The sequence below is a fragment of the Brevibacterium sp. HMSC063G07 genome, from assembly GCF_001810665.1.
In the GTDB taxonomy this organism is placed as follows: Bacteria; Actinomycetota; Actinomycetes; order Actinomycetales; family Brevibacteriaceae; genus Brevibacterium.
The window spans coordinates 1-1537 of the sequence record NZ_KV802341.1 but is presented as its reverse complement, the minus strand read 5'-3'; the positions used below and the strand labels follow the sequence as shown (position 1 = coordinate 1537).

The following is a 1537-nucleotide window of genomic DNA, read 5'->3' as shown; positions in this document are numbered from 1 at the left end:
TGGGTGAGTGATTGGTGTATTAGTACCAGTCAGCTGCGCACATTGCTGTGTTTCCACATCTGGCCTATCAACCCAGTCGTCTACTGGACACCTCAGGGGAAATCTCATCTTGAAGCAGGCTTCCCGCTTAGATGCTTTCAGCGGTTATCCTTCCCGAACGTAGCCAACCAGCCATGCACCTGGCGGTACAACTGGCACACCAGAGGTTCGTCCGTCCCGGTCCTCTCGTACTAAGGACAGCCCTTCTCAGATTTCCTACGCACGCAGCGGATAGGGACCGAACTGTCTCACGACGTTCTAAACCCAGCTCGCGTACCGCTTTAATGGGCGAACAGCCCAACCCTTGGGACCGACTCCAGCCCCAGGATGCGACGAGCCGACATCGAGGTGCCAAACCATGCCGTCGATATGGACTCTTGGGCAAGATCAGCCTGTTATCCCCGAGGTACCTTTTATCCGTTGAGCGACCACGCTTCCACAAGCCATGGCCGGGTCACTAGTCCCAGCTTTCGCTCCTGCTCGACACGTCCGTCTCACAGTCAAGCTCCCTTGTGCACTTACACTCACCACCTGATTGCCAACCAGGCTGAGGGAACCTTTGGGCGCCTCCGTTACTCTTTGGGAGGCAACCGCCCCAGTTAAACTACCCATCAGGCACTGTCCCTGGACCCGATCAGGGCCCGAAGTTCAGGAATCCACTATGGCCAGAGTGGTATTTCACCAATGACTCCACACACACTGGCGTGCATGCTTCTACGTCTCCCACCTATCCTACACAAGCCACACCGAATACCAATACCAAACTATAGTGAAGGTCTCGGGGTCTTTCCGTCCTGCTGCGCGTAACGAGCATCTTTACTCGTAATGCAATTTCGCCGAGTTCGCGGTTGAGACAGCAGAGAAGTCGTTACGCCATTCGTGCAGGTCGGAACTTACCCGACAAGGAATTTCGCTACCTTAGGATGGTTATAGTTACCACCGCCGTTTACTGGGGCTTAAATTCTCCGCTTCGAACCAAGTTCTAACAGATCCTCTTAACCTTCCAGCACCGGGCAGGCGTCAGTCCGTATACATCGACTTACGTCTTCGCACGGACCTGTGTTTTTAGTAAACAGTCGCTTCTCTCTGGCCTCTGCGACCACCACCAGCACATCCAACCGCCAGGGTTGTTCACCAGGGTGGTCCCCCTTCTTCCAAAGTTACGGGGGCATTTTGCCGAGTTCCTTAACCACGATTATCTCGATCGCCTTGGTATTCTCTACCTGACCACCTGAGTCGGTTTAGGGTACGGGCAGTTTGAACCTCACGTCGATGCTTTTCTTGGCAGCAGAGGATCACCGGATCACCCCACCATTGTGGGGCGCCCATCAGCTCTCAGCCCTATATGTGTGGCGGATTTGCCAACCACACGGCCTACAACCTTAGACCGCGACAACCATCGCACGGCCCGGCTACCTTCCTGCGTCACACCTGTTACCACGCTTACCTACAAAACCCTCAGGTCCCACCACCACACACCACACACACTCCAAAGGAG

The 1537-nt window shown here is 54.9% G+C and carries 1 rRNA gene; it reads right to left on the bottom strand.

What is annotated here, in order from left to right:
• A 23S ribosomal RNA gene (locus tag HMPREF2757_RS03845) occupies window positions 1-1537 on the bottom strand; the annotation flags it as partial.